Below are 20,090 nucleotides of genomic sequence, written 5' to 3'. Positions count from 1 at the left end.
CATGCATATCGAAGTTATTCATAACAGTAAATCCATCGTAGCTGAGTCCTTTAGAACTTTAAGGAGTAATCTTCAGTTCTCAGAATTTGGAAAAAATATTAAAATCATTGTCGTTACAAGTGCCAACCCCAATGAAGGCAAGAGTGAAGTCAGTATCAATCTTGCCGCCTCTTTGGCCCAACAGGGGAAAAGAGTGATTATCATAGACGCGGATATGCGTAAACCAACTCAACATAAATTAACCGAGCTAAATAACACTGAAGGACTCAGCACTTTTTTATTAAAGAAGTCAGGAGTAGATTCCATTAATCATTTGACGATAAATGATGTGAATTTAGATGTGCTGACTTCAGGACCTGTTCCGCCTAATCCTTCTGAGATGTTAGCTAGTTCTTCTATGGATGAAACACTTAAAGCATTTGAGGATTTTTATGACTATGTCATTATCGATACCCCTCCCTTGCTAGCAGCAACTGATGCCCAAGTTTTAGCCAGTATTTCGGATGCTACCCTTCTGGTAGTAGATATCAAAAAATCAAAACGACGACAAATAATAGAAGCAAAAAGAAGATTAGACCATGTTGGAGCTAGACTACTTGGTGTGATAATGAATAAAATTGATTCACATAAAGATACCTATTATTACTATTATTAAACTAACTATTTGAAAGGCAGGAGAGAAAAAATGACAATCTATCTTTTAATGTTCGTCTATGTCTCTTTTCTTGCCTTTTTCTCATTGAAATATGAGGATAAAGTAAAAGAGTTAGGTTTCCTTGTTCTTCCGACTTTTTTCTTTTTTTTAATCATTGCAGGTTTTCGTACTTCTAGTGTAGGTGGAGATTTAGGAACTTATATCCATATTTTTGAATCAAATAATATTCAGATTCCAGATTTATCACATTTATTTAGTTCTCGATTTGAAATTGGGTACTTACTGTTCACTATTTTTCTAAGAAACTTCAGTGATCATTATCCATTCCTCTTATTCGTATTTGCATTTCTGACCTTATTAAGTTGGTTTTTTGTTCTTTATAAGCATTCTAAAAATGTTTACATGAGTTTACTGATTTACTTCAGCTCGTTAGGACTCTTTTTTTATTCTTTATCAAATATCAGGCAAGGTCTGGCGATTGCTTTAAGTTTTTTAGGGTTTCACTACTTAGTAAAAAACAAGAAGATTTTAGCATGGGTATTTATCTTACTAACTCCCTTATTTCATACATCTGGTATCGTCTGCCTCTTGTTTTTCCCCCTTAAAAAAATCGTTTTAAATAAAAGAATATACCAATTTGTGTTCCTTGCATTTCTAATCATCTTACCTTTTATCAAACAAATTGCAACTATCTTTATTTCTTTCTTCCCTCAGTATACTTCCTATCTGGAATCATCATGGTTTTTGGAAAGCAATAAATGGGCACCTGTATTTTTAACAATTTGGTATGGTATCGTTCTGATCTTTGGTGAATTAGTGATTAGAAAACAGAAGTTATCGACTGAAGAAGAATTTATAAGAACTTTGTTCTTTATCTCCTTTTTATTTACTGCGTCAACTTTGCAAACAAGTCTTTTTGGCAGATTCGCACACTATTTTACCCCCTTTATTTGCCTATATATCCCTATGATTTTATCTAAAATAGGTGACAAAAAAGTTCAATGGATTTTATTTTATTTGATGATATTGGTTTACGCTTCAATCTTTCTAGTCATTGTTTATTTTAAAGCTGACTGGTACCATGTCGTTCCCTACCGTTCAGTTATTGTAGATTGGTTATTTGGAAATTAGGTTTAGGAGTTATAAAATGAAATTTTCAGTTCTAACGACAGTCTATAAAAAAGAGACTCCTACAAATTTAAGGAAAAGTTTACTAAGTTCTTATCAGCAGACCCTTAAACCGACAGAAATCATTTTAGTTTGTGATGGCGAATTGACTGAAGAGTTAGAAATAGAAATCCAAAAGTTGCAGAGAGAGATTCCGATTTTAAAAGTTTTTCATTTACCTGAAAATTTAGGCTCAGGACCAGCCTCTCTCTTTGGAGTCAATCAATGCCAAACAGAATTCATTGCTAGAATGGACAGTGATGATTATTCTCTAGAAACAAGGTTTGAAAAGCAAGCAGCAGCCTTTGAAAAAAATCCCAACCTCATCATGGTTGGTTCCAATATCCTAGAGAAAAATACAGAGTTTACCGCCTTAAAGAAAGTACCAGAAACTACAGCCGAAATTCGTCAATATTCGAAAATGAGAAATCCCTTTAATAATCCATCGAGTATGATGAAAAAAAAATATATCTTGAAGGCTGGTAATTATCGTAAGTTCCGCTATCTAGAGGATTATGACCTCACAATGAGATTGTTACACGATAATCCAACCAAGGATTTTTTGAATATCCAGGATCCCTTGGTTGTCATGCAGACTAACGATTCTAGCTATCTGCGTAGAGGCGGTTTCTTGTATGTAAAGACGGACTTTATGCTCCAATTAGATTTTTATCGCAGAAGAGATATTACTCTAGTAGAATTATTTAGAAATATTTTCCTTCGTAATGCGATTCGAATTCTTCCAAATGCAATTAGGAAATGGGTCTATAAGAAAAAAATGAGAGAAGATGTAGAGGTGGTTAAGAAGATATGAAGAGAGTCATTACATATGGAACATTTGATTTATTGCATTACGGTCATATTAATCTTTTAAAAAGGGCAAAAGCTTTGGGAGATTATCTCATTGTCGGGCTTTCTACCAATGAATTTAATAGACTAGAAAAAAATAAAGAATGTTATTTTGATTACGAAGAAAGAAAATCTCTATTAGAGGCTATCAGATATGTGGATCTCGTCATACCAGAAGAAAATTGGGATCAAAAAACCTCAGACATAGAAAAGTATCATGCTGATGTGTTTGTCATTGGAGATGATTGGCAGGGAAAATTTGATTATTTAAGTGATTTGGGAATAGAGGTTGTTTACCTATCACGAACAAAAGAAATTTCAACTTCTAAGATAAAGAATGATTTGAATCAAGGAAACTAGGATGAAATATCAGGTCATACATGTAACAGGTGGTGTAAGGAATACCATGAGTGGGGTACAAAGTTTTATCAAAAATCATATCCCAAATAATGATCAAGAGTTTGAATATATGGTTGGAGAGTCAAATGGAGAGGCTCATTTCCCATTTAATCAATACCTAGATGAAAAAGAAATCAAACGCATTGTATTTCCTGCCCTACAGATTTCTAAACTATTTGCCTATGCGAGAGAGTGCCGACAATTTTATGAAAATAATAAAATTGACATTCTACATGTTCATAATCCTATAACCGCTTTTATACATAATTACTATGCTCGAAAAAATGGTGTTCCAGTTAGGATTTACCACAACCATAGTAGCCAATTTTCAGACACTTGGTTAAAAAGTATTCGCAATCGATTTTTGGTCTTTTTAGCTTTGAAAAATGCGACCCATCGTATCTCTTGTGGTCAATTAGCTGGATTGAAGATATTTGGAAAAAAAGAATTTCAAATCCTTCCAAATGCAATTGACATCAACAAGTATCGGTTTTCTCCAACTTTTCGAGAAGAAATTCGCAAAGAGTTTCATATAGCTGAACATCAAAAAGTAGTTGGGATGATTGGTATTTTAAATCCTTTCAAAAATCAGAATTTTTTGATTGAAATTGCTAAAGAATTGCCTGATGTTACTTTTTTCTTTGTTGGTGAAGGGCCAGATCGTACCGTTTTAGAAGAAAAAAGTAAGAAATTGAAGAATATCATCTTCACAGGAAAAAGAGAAGATGTTCATAAATTTTATTCAGCCTTTGATATTTTTGCCTTTCCTTCTTTGTATGAAGGTTTCCCAATTGTACTGGTAGAAGCTCAATGTTCTGGAGTCAATATTATCATGAATGAAACAATTGATCCAACAACTCAGATTGTTGATGAACTTTGTACAGCTATGCCACTAGATAAGGCCAAATGGGTAAACTATATCGAAAAGATGCCTTTCAAGGAGAAGCAACGACAGCTGAATGAACACCTAAAGCGGTTTGACATTGAAGAAAATGTTCAAAATTTAAAAGAAATTTATAAGCAAGGTTTAAAAAGAGAATGATCAACTATTTAAAACCCTTACTTTTTAAAGTAAGTGATTTTACTTATAAAATAAATAAAATGATTCCCAAGAAAAGGAACAGAATTGTTCTCTATTCTAATTGGGGGTTCAGAGATAATCTTAGAACCCTCTATCACTATTTAGTGGATAATGGCTATCAAGAAGCATACGAAATCGTTTGTGCTTCAAATGATTTCTATCATTTAGAAAAAGAGCAGGATGTGAAGTATGTTTCTATTTATCGAGGTTTCTTTTATTTTTTAACATCTAAATATTTTTTCTATTCATTTGGCAAGTATCCTGTAAAGCCTGCTCCAAAGCAGATGGTTGTCAACTTGTGGCATGGAATGCCCTTGAAAAAAATTGGCAATCTTGAAATTGGCATGGAAAAGATTGACTATAATTTCTTTACGAAATTAGTCTCTTCTTCAGATTTATTTACTCCAATCATGAAAGCAGCCTTTAATGCTAAGGATGAGCAGATGATTCTTGTTGGTAATATTCGAAATGATGAGCTCTTTAAAGAGAAAAAAGAGAAGAAAATCATCTGGATGCCAACCTACCGTAATTCTAAAAACTATCATGACAGCCAAGCAGCATTGATATTTTCTTTGGAAGAAGAGGACTTTCAGAACATTGAAGAACTACTTTCAAACTATGGCTATCAACTTTACGTTAAACTTCACCCTCTAGAGGAATCTCAGTTGAAATTTGAGATGAATTATGAGACGATTCATCTATTGTCAGAAGATATCATTAGTGAGCAGTATGGGACTTTATATACCTTTTTGGGCACAACCAGTGCATTGATTACAGATTATTCTTCAGTATTTTTAGATTATTATTTATTAAATAGGCCCGTTGCATTTACCATTAATGATTATGAGGAATACAAAGAAAAAAGAGGCTTTGTATTTGATAATGTGAAGAGTTTAATGGTGGGCAGTGTCATTCGTGATTCACATGACTTATTAGAGTTCCTAGAGAGTGTCGTGAAGTCTGAAGATATTTATATTGAAGAACGAAAAAAAATCAATAACAAGGTGAATGCCATTCAAAAAGATTTTACAAAGACACTTTTGGATGAAATTGGATTAGAGAAATAAGGTTAGGATAAAGAATGATTAGTGTAGTCGTACCCGTTTATAATGTAGAAACTTATCTGGTAGAATGTTTAGATAGCATTCAAAACCAAACCTACACAGATTTTGAAGTCATTTTAGTAAATGATGGTTCAACAGATGGTTCACAAGCTATTTGTGAGCGTTATTGTAAAGAGAATCGTCGCTTTCACTTGTTGAATCAAGAGAATCAAGGATTGAGCGCTGCACGAAATACTGGTGTAGCAGCTTCAAGAGGAGAGTTTATTGTATTTGTGGATAGTGATGACATGATTCTAGCGAACTATTTAGAAACCTTAATGCACTATATGCGTGAAGACGTAGATATTGTGGAAAGTCAGTTTACCGTATCTAACGAGGAATTTCTTGCTAAAAGTTTTAAAGAACCAAGTATTCTATTCGAAGGGAACTCTCAAGAAGCAGTAAAAATTTTCCCTAAACATGTTTTAAATGTTAATGCAGTTACAAAACTTTATAGAAGATCAATTGTTGAAGCTGTTCCTTATATAGATGGGGTGATTTTTGAAGATGTTTATTGTGGAATTGGAATGTTAAAATATATTCGAAAAATCATTAAGATTGATTATAAAGGTTATTATTATCGACAACATCAAGCTAGTATCATGCATCGAACCTTTACTCCTAAAAATTTAGATATCTTTACAGTCAGTGACCAATTAATAGACTTGTATTCTGATAGGGAAGAACTTCTTCCTTACATTGGCAGCTTCCTAGTTCATGTAGCAACCATGCATTATCAAGACTATATCCAAAAAGGAAATCCATATGCAGATGTCTATAATCAGAAATTAGCCGACTATGTAACTATCACCAAGAAAAATCCTGAGCTTGCAAAAAGTTCGCGTATGATTCGCCTCTATAATATTTGTCCAAAATATTATAATTCGATCATTTTCCCTGTTTATCATTTTTTGTGGAAACTAAAAAATGGAATTAGAAAGTAAATTCAGATGAATAAAAATGAATGAGAAGGAAGCTGTTTTATGATTAGCTTAATCGTTCCAGTTTATAACGTGGAAGAATATCTGGAAGAATGTCTAGAAAGTATTCGAAAGCAAACCTATCAAGATATAGAAGTCATTTTAGTCAATGATGGTTCAACAGATGGCTCCCAAGCTATTTGTGAGTATTTTTGCCAAACAGATAAGCGTTTCCGATTGATCAATCAAAAAAATCAAGGTCAAAGTGTAGCCAGAAATCATGGCGTAAAAGAATCCCTTGGTGAATATATCATGTTTGTCGATAGTGATGATGTCATTAAAGCAAATATACTAGACGTATTACTATCCTATATGAAGGCGGATGTGGATTTAGTAGAATGTAGTCTTGTTCGCAATCAAGAAGAATTGCATAAAAATAAACCGATTCGAGTTATTTTCGAAGGTAATTCAACGGCAGCCATTATTAAATGTATAGCACTTAAAGAAGTGAATTATTCCCCATGTGCAAAATTATATAGAAGAGAAATTATTGAAAAAGTTCCATTTTTAGAAGGTGTTATTTACGAGGATGTTTATACAGGAATTAATTTTTTAAAAAATATTCGAAAAATGGTAGTTGTTGATTTAACTGGGTATTATTACCGATTTAGTCCGAATAGTACTATGACAACTTCTTTTAATGAGAAAAATTTAGATATTTTTAAAGTTGGAAATCAATTAATAGCATCCTTCCAAGATGATGCATATTTATTACCGTATATTGGATACTTTATGTTTTATCTAGGGGTTAGTCATTATTACAGAGATGGCATTACGAAGAAGAGTCCTTGTGTTAGTTTGTATGAGAATTTTATAAAGGAGTCTGCTTTTATTGCGAAGCAATCTCAAGAAGTTGTTCGAAAATACCGTTTACTAAGAATGTATTTCATAGCGCCAAAATATTTTTTAACGATTACTCATCCAGTGTATCAGTTTCTGTATAAAGGATGGAGTAAATTTAGAAAGTTGACTCACAAAAGACAAATGAAGGAGCTTATGAACAAAAATGATTAGTATAATCGTTCCAGTTTATAACGTGGAAGAATATCTGGAAGAATGTCTAGAAAGTATTCGAAAGCAAACCTATCAAGATATAGAAGTCATTTTAGTCAATGATGGTTCTACAGATGGCTCACACGCGATTTGTGAGCGTTATTGCCAAATGGATAAGCGTTTCCGATTGATCAATCAAAAAAACCAAGGTCAAAGCGTAGCCAGAAATCGTGGCGTAAAAGAATCCCTTGGTGAATATATCATGTTTGTCGATAGTGATGATGTTGTAAGTCTTGGTCTGTTGGAACAACTAATGAAGTATATGTCTGATGGAATTGATATTGTAGAATGTAATAGAACCGAGGATATTCAATCTTTAAATGAAGAAAAAAAAGATATTCATGTTAAAGAATTTGATTCAGATGAAGCGTTATACCAATGTTTTAATCATGGAGTAAGTTGGAGTCCAGTCGCAAAACTCTATCGTCGTGAAATAGTGGAGAAAGTTCCGTTTTTAGAAAATTTAATTTATGAAGATTTTTATACTGGAATCGTCTCTTTAAAATATATTCATAAAATGAGAAAAATTAACTATATTGGTTATTATTATCGATATCATACTTCTAGTACGATGAATCAGAAATATTCAGAAAAGAATCTTGATATTTTTAAAGTTGGCGAAAAATTATTAGAGGAATTTAGAGAAGATAATTGGTTACCTTATGTAGGGAATATGTTATTTTTAGTCGGTATTGGACATTTTAAAAAGTATAACATAAGAGTTGGACATCCATATTATCAGTTATATATTGATGAGATTAATAAATATGCCAAAATAGCTAAGAAATCATCAGATATTTTCAATTCTAGTAAACTATTAAGATGGTACAGTTATTCATCAAAATATTTTTTTAGTTTATATTATCCTCTGTATTTAAGATATTTAGACATTCGAAAAAAATGGAAAATTTAATAGGAGCCTATTTATGATTAGTGTCATTGTACCTGTTTATAATGTTGAAGAGTATCTGAAAGAATGTTTAGATAGTATTCAATGTCAAACTTATAACAATATTGAAGTGATTTTAGTCAATGATGGTTCAACAGATGCTTCAAAAGAAATTTGTGAGAGATATTGTCAACAAGATCCTCGTTTTCACTTAATCAATCAAGCAAATAAAGGATTAAGTGGCGCTCGTAATCGTGGTATGACTGAATCTAAAGGCGAATTTATCACTTTTGTAGACAGTGATGATGTTCTTAAAGAAGATATGTTGGAACAATTATTAAAGCACATGACTTCAGAAGAAATGGACATCGTAGAATGTTGGTATACAAATGATCAAAAAGAAATAGAAATCCCTTCTCCTGAGAATGTCAAAATTATTTTCCAAGGAAATGCCCATGAAGCATTAGTTTCTTTATGTAAAGATAATATTGTCCGTTTGAATGCAGTTGCTAAACTTTTTCGAAGACAAGTGATTGTCAATTTTCCATTTTTAGAAGGTTTATTTTATGAAGATGTGTATGGAGGAATGGGAATCTTAAAACATATTCATAAAATGGTGAAAATCGATTATATAGGATATTATTACCGTGTACGTTCTGGTAGTATTATGAATCGCGAATTTAGTTTGAAAAATTTGGATTTGTTTACTATTTGTGATAAAGTGGAGCATTTATATGATGGAAATGCTGACTCACTCCCATACGTACATCGTCGCTTATTTCATTTAGTCTTGATGCACGTTGTCGACTATCGTATATTTGAAGGAAATCCTTATCAAGAAAAATATGTCGAGTATCTGAATCGTTACGCTAAAAGTTCAAGTCGCTCATTTTTAATGAGAGCTTATCGCTTATTCCCTCAAAAGATTGTCTTTATTTCAAGAGTTGTTGGAGCCATTCAATGGAGATTTGAAAAATATATTGTAAAAAGATTTTGGAGAGGGTTGAAGTAGTATGAATTATTACTTAAAAGAATTTTACGCAGAAGCCAAACATGCAGGATCTAAAGCAAGATTAGATGCTGAAAAAATAATGCTAGAAGCAGGATATCAACCTTTTTCCCTAAATAATGATTCAAATCCCATCACTTTGACAAAAAATGATGTGTTAGTTCTTCAATTTCCATTATTATGGCATTCCTTAAAAAAACAAATTTTAACGAGATTTTTGAAAAATAGAACATTCAAAGCTTATTTGCTGATTCATGATATCGAGTCCCTGAGAAACAAAAAAATCAAGTCATTTACAGATTTCAAATATTCTATTATCCATTTTTTACAAAATAAAACCGTTCTTGAAAAAGTAGATGGAATTATCGCCCATAACGAAAAGATGAAAGCAGAACTTGTACTATTAGGAATACCGGAAGAGAAGATTGTTTCATTAGAGATATTTGACTATTTGATTCCACATTATAAAGAGAAGAAAGCTTATGAAAAAGAAACTATTTTGTTAGCTGGAAATTTCGATATTCGAAAAACAAAATATGCTCGACAATTACCTGAAAAACCAGATTTTTCTATTTATGGCATTAACTTTGAAGAGGAGAATCTTCCTCACAACGTTCATTATCAAGGTGCTTTTTCTCCTGATGAACTTTCCAATCACTTGCATGGTGGTTTTGGCTTGGTCTGGGATGGAGATAGCCCCCATACTTGTAGTGGAATGTATGGAGAATATTTAAAGATGAATAACCCGCATAAAGCCTCTTTATATTTAGCATCAGGTTTTCCGATTATTGTATGGAGCCAATCTGCCTTGGCTGATTTTGTACGGAAAAATCAATGTGGAATCATTGTTGATTCATTATTTGAAATTGCAGATTGTTTAAACTCGATTGATGAAGAAGATTATCAAGAATTGATTAAAAATAGTAAAATAGTAGGAGAGAAACTTTGTAACGGACATTTTCTAAAAACAGCTTTAGAAAAATGTGAAAGGAACTTGTAGAGTTTATGAAACTACAAATCTTACAAAATAAAATGGCTCGCTATTGTCAAATTTTAAAATATTATGGCCTTAAACTAACATGTGTTTACTTTCTTGCACAAAAATCTGACAAGATGTTTTATGATTTTCGAAGAAAGATTCTTTTGGATTTTGTACTGAAATTACGAAAAGAAGCTCAAATAGATGATTCGAGTAATGAAAAAGAAGAAGAAACAACAGAATTTCCGAAAATAATTTGGACAATGTGGCAACAGGGAGAAGCTCAAATGCCTGGGACAGTCCAGACTTCAATAAAGACCATAAAAAACTTCGCCAAAAGAAATGATTGTGAATTCTATTTGTTGACGGATGAAAATCTGGCGGATTTCATCAATATTCCAAGAGACATCACCGAAAAATACAAGAAAAAAGAATTATCAGCTGCGCATTATTCAGATATTATTCGTTTTAGTCTCTTATGCCAATACGGTGGCATTTGGATGGATGCAACCTTATTTGTATCTCCCTATGCAACTTTAGAAATGTTTGAAGGGGACTTTTTTAGTTTGAATCATCCACCTATACGATCTGAACAAATAGAACGAACTGTTGGTGACTTTAAATGGGCAGGTTTCTTTCTGGCAGGAAAAAAAGGCAAGCCTTATTTTAAACATATTCGGGATTTATATCTTTACTATGTTCGTAAATATCCAGTTTTTATTCATTACCTGATGATGGATTATTTTATTTTGTCTGAATATAAGTGCAATCCTTATTTTGAAAGCTTAGTGGATAGATTACCTATTCTAGCACCAGCTGAGCGTGTTTGGTTTTTAAGAGACCATGCTCATGATCTTTTTGATGAAAAGGAATGGGAAGAAGTGTTAAAAACAACACCGATTTTGAAAACGACTTATAAAATCAAGAAAGAAGAAGTCCTTCCAGAAAGTTATCTGGATCAACTTTTACAAGGAAAATTAAAGGAATAGATGAAATACACGAAAAAAAGTAGAACAGAATTTGCCACCTTAAATACGAGTATTGCTCTGGCATTGCAACCTTTTCAAGTACTTCTTGGCTTTATCAATCGAACTATTTTTATCAATTTACTTGGGGTAACCTATCTAGGATTAAACAATTATTTGTCTAGCTTAGTTTCTATCCTGTCTTTGGCAGAATTAGGGGTTGCTGGAGCCATGAGCTATGCACTATATGGACCCTTAGGCAGAGAAGAACATGGAAAAATCAATGCCTTTATGATTCTTTTCAAAAAATTATATAGAATCATTGGCTTTTCTATTTTTATACTGGGCGCTATACTTTCTTTATTTCTTCCTTATATGATAAAGGATTATACTGTAAATAGTGAAGTATATTTGATTTTTTTCCTCTTTGTATTTAACTCAGCTTCCAGCTATTTTTTCTCCTATAAACGAACCTTGCTTTATGTCGATCAGCGTAATTATATGATGACTTTGATTGACTTTGGATTAAATACGCTTCGTGTATGCTTGCAAATCGGAATTTTATTCTTTACCAAAAATTATATCTTTTATCTATTAATCAGTATCATCATGAATTTGATTGGGAATATCATCATGTCGCGTATTGTAGATAGATTGTATGGTTACCTGTTTAAGGATGACATAACCCCCATTAATCAGGAGGAAAAAGGAAAATTTATCCGAAATATCAAAGGAAATGTAGTCGGTAGTATTGGAGAAACAATTGTTTTTCAAACAGATAGTATTCTAATGGCAAGTTTTGTCAGCTTAGCAGCTATTGGTATTTATGGGAATTATACCTATGTTTTAGGATTTCTTTCACTGATTTTAAATACTGTGATCAATTCAGTTGTTTCTTCCGTAGGTAACTTAGTCCATTCGGAATCTACGACAGTAGCAGATATAGTTAAATTCCTAAAAAAATTCCAGTTTATTGCTTTTAGCCTGATTTATTTTGCTAGCTTAGGCTATTTAATGTTCATTCATCCATTTATGACCATCTGGTTAGGGGAAAATTTTTCATTTAATCGTACAGTTGAGATTTTGATTGTCCTTCATTTTTTCCTAACTTTTTATAGAAGACCGATTCTAACGTTGATTTCAGTTTATGGATTAAGTTATGAGCAAAATAAAAAAGTTATCGTCGAGATTTTATTAAATATTTCCCTTTCACTCTACTTTTTAGTGATTTTAGATTTAGGGGTATCTGGAATTTTATTGGGTACGATTTGTTCAACAGTCTTGACCTGTACATGGTATGAACCCTATAGCGCCTTTAAGTATGGATTGAAAGCTTCCTCAAAGGATTTTTTTAAAACATTGTTACAAGATTTCACTGTCGCAGGGATAAGCTTTCTACTTTTGAGTTTGCTGGATAACTACCTCTTAACTCAGCTAGATTTCATTTTCGGTTTGATCATCAAAATCGTCCTTTATTTGATAGTATTGGGTGTCTACGTTTTCCTATTTAGAAATCATGAAGGCGGTAGACAAATCATCCTGATGATTCAAAAAGTATTAAAGTTAAAAAAATAAGGAGAAATCAATGAAAAGAATATTGGTTTGTGGTCTGGTTCCAGATGTTGGTGGCTTGGAAAAAATTGTGGTAGATTTTTATAATCATATCGATACCTCTGAATTTGAACTGGAATTTTTACTACAAGGTTCTGAAGATGTTGAATTTAGTGATCATTTTAAAAAGCTTTGTCGCAATCCTCTAGTCGTTCATAGAATCCCCAAGTTAAGACCTCATATCCAGCAAGCCTTAAAAGAATGGGATGATTTTTTTAAGAAGAATGCTCATCGTTATGATATTTTATGGTCCAATCAAAACGGCCTGACTCATCTAGAATTTTTAAAATTAGCAAAGAAATATGGAATCGAAAAAAGAATTGTTCATGGACATTGTGCGACAGCAGATAAATTTTATCGTTTTATTCACCCAATTAATCGACTTTTTGTCGGAAAATATGCAACAGATTTTTGGGCCTGTGGAACAGAAGCATTGAACCATTTTTATCATGGTCAAGAAAGAAAAAAAGCCTTGGTTATTCATAATGCCATTGAAGTTGAGAAGTTTTTATATGATCAAGAAATGCAAACCCAACTTCGAAAGGAGTATCAGATCCCTGAAAATTGTTTGGTCATTGGGCAAGTTTCCCGCTTAAATGAGAAACAAAAAAATCAAAGTTTCTGTATTAAGGTCTTTTCTGAAATCGTCAAAAAAGAACCAAATTCCCGTTTAGTTTTTATCGGAAGAGGTGATACTGCATTTTTAGAAAATGTGGCAAAAGAATATGGTGTAGAAGATAAAGTCATTTTTACAGGATTGACCACTAATGTCGGAAAAATGCTAAATTTATTAGATGTGTTCTTCTTCCCATCTAATTTTGAAGGATTGCCAATTGTACTCATTGAAGCACAAGCAAATGGATTACCTGTTGTAACTGCAAATCATTTACCAGATGCAAGAATACTAGATAACTATGATAACAGTCTGTCTTTGAATGATTCTCTTGAAGAATGGGCAGATAAGATTTTGTCTGTCAGAGATCATCGAGAGCTTGATAAAGCAAAGGTGAAACAGCTGATAGAACAAAACGGCTACGAGATTGACTCAGCAACCAAACAGTTGGAGAAATTATTTGATGAGTAATAAAAAATTGATGGAGAGGACAAACATGTCTTCTCTAATTTTTTATAATGATTTAATAGTTTGGAACACTATTTAATCCTGAAGCAAAAGCAGACAAAATAGAGAAGGCATGATATAATATAAAGTAGATTTCTATGTTATAAAACAAGAACTGTTTGGACATTATTCATTTGAAAGCTCCTTGATGTTCAAACAATAGGTGTTCTAAACCCTTGCTATGAAAGGAAAAAACTCAATGGCTACTATTCAATGGTTTCCTGGTCACATGTCTAAAGCGCGTCGACAGGTGCAGGAGAATTTAAAATTTGTTGATTTTGTGACGATTTTGGTTGATGCACGCTTACCTCTGTCTAGTCAAAATCCTATGTTGACTAAGATTGTTGGTGACAAACCAAAACTCTTGATTTTAAACAAGGCGGACTTGGCCGACCCAGCAATAACCAAGGAATGGCGCCAGTATTTTGAATCACAAGGAATTCAGACGCTAGCTATCAACTCCAAAGAGCAAGTGACTGTAAAAGTTGTAACAGATGCAGCCAAGAAGCTCATGGCGGATAAGATTGCTCGCCAGAAAGAACGTGGTATCAAGATTGAAACCTTGCGTACCATGATTATCGGGATTCCAAATGCTGGTAAATCAACTCTTATGAACCGTTTGGCTGGTAAGAAAATTGCCGTTGTTGGTAATAAACCAGGGGTTACCAAGGGGCAACAATGGCTCAAAACCAATAAAGACTTGGAAATCTTAGATACGCCAGGGATTCTTTGGCCTAAATTTGAAGATGAAACTGTAGCTCTTAAGTTGGCCTTGACTGGAGCTATCAAAGACCAGTTGCTTCCTATGGACGAGGTAACCATTTTTGGTCTCAATTATTTCAAAGAACATTATCCAGAAAAGCTGGCTGAACGCTTCAAACAAATGAAAATTGAAGAAGAAGCGCCTGTTATCATTATGGATATGACCCGTGCCCTCGGTTTCCGTGACGACTATGACCGTTTTTACAGTCTCTTCGTAAAGGAAGTCCGTGATGGCAAACTCGGTAACTACACCTTAGATACATTGGATGACCTCGATGGCGACGATTAAAGAAATCAAAGAACTCCTTGCAACGGTCAAGGAGTTAGAAAGCCCTATTTTTTTAGATCTTGAAAAGGATAATCGCTCAGGAGTTCAAAAAGAAATCAGCAAACGTAAAAAAGCTATTCAGGCAGAATTGGTTGAGGATCTTCGTTTAGAATCCATGCTTTCCTACGAAAAAGAACTTTACAAGCAAGGATTGACCTTAATTGCTGGTGTTGACGAGGTTGGTCGTGGCCCTCTGGCTGGGCCTGTAGTCGCTGCAGCCGTTATTTTACCTAAAAATTGTAAGATTAAAGGTCTCAACGACAGCAAAAAAATCCCTAAAAAGAAACATCTGGAGATTTTCCAAGAAGTTCAGGAGCAAGCCTTGTCAATCGGCATTGGTATCATGGATAATCAGGTCATCGACCAAGTCAATATCTATGAAGCAACCAAACTAGCTATGAAGGAAGCAATCTCCCAGCTCCCTCCGCAACCTGAGCACCTTTTGATAGATGCCATGAAACTGGATTTACCAATTTCACAAACATCTATCATCAAAGGAGATGCCAATTCCCTCTCGATTGCAGCGGCTTCTATAGTAGCCAAGGTGACACGTGATGAATTGATGAAGGAATTCGATCATCAGTTCCCTGGTTATGATTTTGCTGCTAATGCAGGATATGGAACAGCTAAACACTTAGAAGGACTGGAAAAACTAGGAGTTACCCCAATTCACCGAACCAGCTTTGAACCAGTTAAATCACTGGTTTCAGGAGAAAAAGAAAGTTAAGTTAGAAGGAATGATTATGGAGGAACAGTCAGAAACACTCAGTTCCAAGAAAGAATTTGCCTTTGCCTCAAGCACCATACTATCCCAAGTTGGACGAGGAATCATTGTGGGACTCGTTGTCGGGCTCATCGTCGGATCCTTTCGGTTTTCAATCGAAAAAGGCTTCCACCTGATACAAGGACTTTATCAAGATCAAGCGCACCTAGTGCGCAATCTTTTTATCATTGGTCTATTTTATTTAATAGTTTGTTGGCTCAGTGCGAAATTAACTCGATCAGAAAAAGACATAAAAGGCTCAGGAATTCCTCAAGTCGAAGCCGAATTAAAGGGACTCATGACCCTCAACTGGTGGGGCGTACTTTGGAAAAAATATATTCTAGGAATTCTTGCTATTGCAAGTGGCCTTATGCTGGGGCGTGAAGGGCCAAGTATTCAACTCGGAGCGGTTGGTGGTAAAGGTATTGCTAAATGGCTCAAATCCAGTCCAGTAGAGGAACGCTCTCTGATTGCCAGTGGAGCTGCCGCAGGGCTAGCCGCAGCCTTTAATGCACCAATTGCTGGACTTCTCTTTGTCGTAGAAGAAGTTTATCACCATTTTTCACGCTTTTTCTGGGTCTCAACTCTAGCAGCAAGTCTCGTAGCAAATTTTGTTTCTCTTCTCATATTTGGCCTAACACCCGTACTGGATATGCCAGACAATATACCACTCATGACCCTAGACCAGTATTGGATTTACCTCCTTATGGGAGTTTTTCTTGGACTATCTGGTTTTCTCTATGAGAAAGCTGTACTCAATGTCGGTAGAGTTTATGATTGGGTTGGACAAAAAATCCATTTAGATAGAGCATATTATCCAATTCTGGCTTTCATTCTCATCATACCGGTCGGGATCTTCTTGCCACAAATTCTTGGTGGTGGAAATCAGCTTGTTCTTTCCCTAACTGAGCAAAATTTTAGTTTCCAAGTTCTATTAGCTTACTTTTTGATTCGCTTTGTTTGGAGCATGATTAGCTATGGAAGTGGCCTTCCAGGAGGAATTTTTCTACCAATTTTAGCGCTTGGTTCCTTACTCGGTGCCCTAGTTGGTGTCATTTGTGTGAATATTGGACTTATCAGTCAGGAACAATTTCCTATATTTGTCATTCTGGGAATGAGTGGATACTTTGGAGCAATATCAAAGGCTCCCTTAACTGCCATGATACTCGTAACTGAGATGGTAGGAGATATTCGCAACCTCATGCCACTCGGACTGGTAACCCTAGTTGCCTACATCATCATGGATTTACTCAAGGGTGCACCAGTCTATGAGGCTATGTTGGAAAAAATGCTACCTGAAGAAGCGTCAGATGAAGGAGAAGTCACACTTATTGAAATTCCTGTTTCAGATAAAATAGCAGGAAAACAAGTTCACGAACTCAACTTACCACACAACGTCCTTATTACAACCCAAGTTCATAACGGTAAAAGCCAAACCGTTAACGGCTCAACCAGAATGTATCTCGGTGATATGATTCACCTGGTGATTCCAAAAAGTGAAATTGGGAAAGTCAAAGATTTGTTGTTGTAGATCAAAAATATTTTTACATAATTTTTATTATGTAATAAATGTATCAAGAATATTTTGTTGATTTTGATAAGGGAGGACATACATCATAATGAAAATACTAGATGTTCTATATGAGTTTTATGGTGATTTTGAATTCATTAAAGAAAAGTGGAATGAAAAATACGAAGGTATTCTTATCAAAATAAAGGATGAGCAAGGATATAAAAGATGCCGCTTAGCAAAAAGAACACCGAAAAAAGAAGGATATTTTACAGTTTTTTGGAAAAAAGACAAAAATAACATGAACACTCCTTATACCAATGAAGATTTGGGAACTGAACTTGTTATCGTTGTCATCGATAATGATAAAAAGGGGCTATTTATTATTCCAAACGAAGTTGCTATTTGTAAGAAAATTCTCTCAACAAAAAACAGCAAAGAAAAAATGTCCATGCGATTTTATCCGCCTTGGTGCACAAATTTAAATACAACGGCTCAATCAACACAAAAATGGCAATTGAAAATTTTTAGAGAAATTGAATTATAAGAATGACTTTGAAAAATTTCTAGTAGATTCATATCAAACACAAAGATTTGGTTCTTATGAAAAAAGAACCAAATCTTTGTGTTAGTTTCTCAGGAATAAAGTACATTATAGACAATTTTTGTCGAAAAAATTTTTTAGTTATAACATGTTATGAAAAAACTAAAAATTTATGAACAATTGACCTTACATAGTCTAAAGCCTTGATAATACTGGGATAGAAACATAAAATACATATATTGAAAAAAGTACTTTATTTATGTTTGTACATTATTTTAAAAAAGAATATTGTATAAGGTTTGTATCGATGGGAATACTAAATATTAAATAGTAAATGGATATTTTGGAAAAACCTCTTGATTTAAAAAGACACCTTTACTTTGCCCCCAAAAAAGTAGTGCGTAATTTTCCCGTCAGAAATTTTCTACCTACTATTCTTAGTATGTTTTTGTGTTGACATTTTTTTAAAAAAAAGGTAAACTATTAACATGACATGAATAAAGTTAATAGTTAGGAGATAAGATGGGAATTTTAAGAACTCATTTAGAAGCAGAGTGTGACCCACGATTAGCCGGTGAATTAGCATACAGTATTAAGGAGGCCTATCGCTTTTTGTGGGAACTCATTGATACCACACCAGTATTGCGACACCCAGAAATGCGAAAGACTTATGGGCATATCCGACAAGCATTAGTCGATGTAGCGCTGCGATTAGTTTTAGAAGATTCATCAATGAGAACAGATGTGCAAATGTTATCTGCAGTGAATAATAAAGTGAACGGCTATACTTATACGATGATTGAAACAAAAGGAGCCATTATTTCTCCAGTAAAAACCAGAAGTATAAAAACAATGCCAAAAAAAGCTCTTCACAGAAGTGTGGCTAGTGTGAAAAATAAACAATTTGATCTTTTTACAACCCAAGAGGATATCAATAAGCATTATGATGCTGATAACCCACCGTTTCTCCTCTTAACATACGGCGGAAAGAATCATCACCTGCAATTTGTTCAGCTGGGTTTGCCAAATGTTGATACAGAGCAATGGATTGAGAAAGTAGATATTATGAATGCCCAGCGGATTGTTGCCTCGAAAGACCAAGAGCAGACCACTCAAAAGAAACTAGATTTGACTTTAACGGAGCTGTCAGAAGAGCTTCTTAGGAGAGAAGTAAATGGAACAAGGAATATTTAGTCCCTCTAAATTAACAAAGGCTAGAATAGCCAGAGGATTAACTAAAAAAGAATTGGCTGAACGAACAGGAATATCTAGACAAATGATTTCTAATTATGAATTAGGGAAAACACATCCAGGAGCAAGTAAGTTAATGACAATTGTTGCTGAACTAGATTTTCCATACACCTATTTTACTTCTGAACCTAAAAGGTTTTACGAAGGGGCCACTTTTTTTCGTAGTCAATCTGCGGCTACTAAAAGAGCAAGGGATATGCAAGCTGTCAGGTTAGAATTTCAAAAGGAAATTTATGATTTGCTGTCTCAGTATGTTAATTTTCCTGAATTAACTCTACCTGACATTTTAACGAAAACTATTTACGATATTACTAATAACGATATTGAGGAAAAAGCTAAAGAATTAAGAGAACTATGGGGATTAGGTAAAGATATACCAATTTCTAATCTCACTGAGATTGCAGAAGTTAATGGTATTATTGTTGTTGAGTCCAATATGTCTGATGACAAATTGGATGCAGTGTCAGAATGGATTGAAGACAGACCGTATATCATGCTGACAGATAATGGAGAATCTGCTGTACGTCGTCGTTTTAATATTGCACATGAATTAGGTCATATTTTACTTCATGGAGATATTGAAAGTATTCACGACTATACCTCTCAGGAATTAAAGAATATTATTGAGAATCAGGCAAACTATTTTGCTTCTTGTTTATTGTTACCTGAGAATGGTTTTTTAAAATCTTTGTTATCTACTAATTTAGACTTTTATATTGAGTTAAAAAAATATTGGAAAGTTTCTATTCAATCAATGATTATGAGAACTTATCAGTTAGAGTTAATCAATGATGATCAAAAATTATATTTGTTTAGGAAAATTGGCTTTAATAAATGGAAGAAGCGTGAGCCTTTGGACAATGAATTGACTCTTGAGAAACCTAGTCTTTACCGTAAAGTATTTGACTTAATTATCAGTAATGATATTTTACAAAAAAATGAACTAATTTCTAACTTATCTCTACCCAAAGATGAGTTAGAAAAATCATTAGATATTTCAATTAATGATAATTATCAATTGTCACAAAAAGGTCCTGTATTAAGAATAGTTAAATGAAAAGTCTCAATAATA

Annotated in this window: 20 protein-coding genes; all 20 read left to right on the top strand. The window is 33.7% G+C overall.

From position 1 onward, the window contains the following. Position 1 precedes the first annotated feature (1 nt). Entirely contained in the window at positions 2-655 is a 654-nt protein-coding gene (locus ACLNCV_RS05695) for a CpsD/CapB family tyrosine-protein kinase (RefSeq protein WP_045611653.1), read from the top strand. A gap of 30 nt (positions 656-685) precedes the next feature. Continuing rightward, positions 686-1,786, top strand: a complete 1,101-nt coding sequence (locus tag ACLNCV_RS05690) for an EpsG family protein (RefSeq protein WP_084926355.1) — start codon at positions 686-688, stop codon at positions 1,784-1,786. Positions 1,787-1,802: 16 nt separating this feature from the next. Then, positions 1,803-2,636 (top strand): glycosyltransferase, encoded by an 834-nt coding sequence (locus ACLNCV_RS05685; protein WP_261050986.1) that lies wholly within the window; start codon positions 1,803-1,805, stop codon positions 2,634-2,636. Beyond that, entirely contained in the window at positions 2,633-3,031 is a 399-nt protein-coding gene (gene tagD, locus ACLNCV_RS05680) for a glycerol-3-phosphate cytidylyltransferase (RefSeq protein ID WP_000832254.1), read from the top strand. The genes ACLNCV_RS05685 and tagD overlap by 4 nt, the downstream gene beginning before the upstream one ends. A gap of 1 nt (position 3,032) precedes the next feature. Beyond that, the gene (locus ACLNCV_RS05675; RefSeq protein WP_424844961.1) at positions 3,033-4,112 is read left to right on the top strand and encodes a glycosyltransferase; all 1,080 of its coding nucleotides are present in this window, start codon (positions 3,033-3,035) and stop codon (positions 4,110-4,112) included. After that, on the top strand, positions 4,109-5,218 hold the full coding sequence (locus tag ACLNCV_RS05670; protein ID WP_424844960.1) for a CDP-glycerol glycerophosphotransferase family protein: 1,110 nt from the start codon (positions 4,109-4,111) through the stop codon (positions 5,216-5,218). Before ACLNCV_RS05675 ends, ACLNCV_RS05670 begins: the two co-directional genes overlap by 4 nt. 14 nt (positions 5,219-5,232) lie before the next feature. After that, positions 5,233-6,198: a glycosyltransferase family 2 protein gene (locus tag ACLNCV_RS05665; RefSeq protein WP_424844959.1), complete on the top strand. Its 966-nt coding sequence runs from the start codon at positions 5,233-5,235 to the stop codon at positions 6,196-6,198. Between the two features lie 39 nt (positions 6,199-6,237). Then, positions 6,238-7,248 (top strand): glycosyltransferase family 2 protein, encoded by a 1,011-nt coding sequence (locus ACLNCV_RS05660; protein ID WP_084926357.1) that lies wholly within the window; start codon positions 6,238-6,240, stop codon positions 7,246-7,248. Continuing rightward, positions 7,241-8,200, top strand: a complete 960-nt coding sequence (locus tag ACLNCV_RS05655) for a glycosyltransferase (RefSeq protein ID WP_261141828.1) — start codon at positions 7,241-7,243, stop codon at positions 8,198-8,200. Before ACLNCV_RS05660 ends, ACLNCV_RS05655 begins: the two co-directional genes overlap by 8 nt. Before the next feature lie 13 nt (positions 8,201-8,213). After that, positions 8,214-9,188: a glycosyltransferase family 2 protein gene (locus ACLNCV_RS05650; RefSeq protein WP_424844958.1), complete on the top strand. Its 975-nt coding sequence runs from the start codon at positions 8,214-8,216 to the stop codon at positions 9,186-9,188. A gap of 1 nt (position 9,189) precedes the next feature. After that, a complete protein-coding gene (locus ACLNCV_RS05645) occupies positions 9,190-10,185 on the top strand; it encodes a galactofuranosyltransferase (RefSeq protein ID WP_424844957.1) in 996 nt (331 codons plus the stop codon). Positions 10,186-10,190: 5 nt separating this feature from the next. Continuing rightward, on the top strand, positions 10,191-11,153 hold the full coding sequence (locus tag ACLNCV_RS05640; RefSeq protein WP_424844956.1) for a capsular polysaccharide synthesis protein: 963 nt from the start codon (positions 10,191-10,193) through the stop codon (positions 11,151-11,153). After that, positions 11,154-12,704: a lipopolysaccharide biosynthesis protein gene (locus ACLNCV_RS05635; RefSeq protein WP_150923060.1), complete on the top strand. Its 1,551-nt coding sequence runs from the start codon at positions 11,154-11,156 to the stop codon at positions 12,702-12,704. Between the two features lie 10 nt (positions 12,705-12,714). Next, complete coding sequence (locus ACLNCV_RS05630; protein ID WP_150923062.1) at positions 12,715-13,824, top strand: glycosyltransferase; 1,110 nt, start codon at positions 12,715-12,717, stop codon at positions 13,822-13,824. 235 nt (positions 13,825-14,059) lie between these two features. After that, on the top strand, positions 14,060-14,911 hold the full coding sequence (gene ylqF, locus ACLNCV_RS05625; protein WP_261126119.1) for a ribosome biogenesis GTPase YlqF: 852 nt from the start codon (positions 14,060-14,062) through the stop codon (positions 14,909-14,911). Continuing rightward, complete coding sequence (locus ACLNCV_RS05620; protein WP_261029183.1) at positions 14,898-15,677, top strand: ribonuclease HII; 780 nt, start codon at positions 14,898-14,900, stop codon at positions 15,675-15,677. Before ylqF ends, ACLNCV_RS05620 begins: the two co-directional genes overlap by 14 nt. Before the next feature lie 16 nt (positions 15,678-15,693). Further along, on the top strand, positions 15,694-17,244 hold the full coding sequence (locus ACLNCV_RS05615) for a ClC family H(+)/Cl(-) exchange transporter (RefSeq protein ID WP_049515231.1): 1,551 nt from the start codon (positions 15,694-15,696) through the stop codon (positions 17,242-17,244). An 88-nt stretch (positions 17,245-17,332) separates the two neighbouring features. Beyond that, positions 17,333-17,770 (top strand): MepB family protein, encoded by a 438-nt coding sequence (locus ACLNCV_RS05610; protein ID WP_424844955.1) that lies wholly within the window; start codon positions 17,333-17,335, stop codon positions 17,768-17,770. A gap of 519 nt (positions 17,771-18,289) precedes the next feature. After that, entirely contained in the window at positions 18,290-18,961 is a 672-nt protein-coding gene (locus tag ACLNCV_RS05605) for a hypothetical protein (protein WP_084926366.1), read from the top strand. Beyond that, positions 18,942-20,075 (top strand): helix-turn-helix domain-containing protein, encoded by a 1,134-nt coding sequence (locus tag ACLNCV_RS05600; protein ID WP_084926367.1) that lies wholly within the window; start codon positions 18,942-18,944, stop codon positions 20,073-20,075. Before ACLNCV_RS05605 ends, ACLNCV_RS05600 begins: the two co-directional genes overlap by 20 nt. Positions 20,076-20,090: the final 15 nt, after the last annotated feature.

It is taken from the genome of Streptococcus sp. CL5.50 (genome assembly GCF_049738015.1).
GTDB lineage: Bacteria > Bacillota > Bacilli > Lactobacillales > Streptococcaceae > Streptococcus > Streptococcus mitis_CA.
The sequence above is the reverse complement of the archived record's forward strand: the minus strand, read 5'-3'. Positions and strand labels throughout refer to the sequence as shown.